This is a genomic window from Seonamhaeicola marinus, from assembly GCF_008085455.1.
In genome coordinates, this window is the sequence record NZ_VSDQ01000707.1 from 1 (window position 1) to 282 (window position 282).

At 42.6% G+C, this 282-nt stretch carries 1 protein-coding gene; it reads right to left on the reverse strand.

Annotated features, from left to right (window positions below):
- A partial coding sequence (locus FUA24_RS17265; RefSeq protein WP_148544329.1) for a sodium/proton-translocating pyrophosphatase occupies window positions 1–282 on the reverse strand: 282 nt, incomplete at both ends.

Genomic DNA, 282 nt, shown 5'->3' on the forward strand with positions numbered 1-282 from the left:
ATCGGCCCCCATACCAGCAACATCTCCTACATTATCACCAACGTTATCGGCAATAGTTGCCGGGTTTAACGGATGATCTTCAGGAATACCTGCTTCAACTTTACCAACTAAATCGGCACCAACATCGGCAGCTTTGGTATAAATACCACCACCAACACGCGCAAATAACGCTATAGATGAAGCTCCAAGAGAAAAACCAGAAAGTACATTTAAAACTTCAGTTATTTCCCAACCTTGGCCGCTATAAATCATAAACAAACCACTTAAGCCTAAAACGCCCAA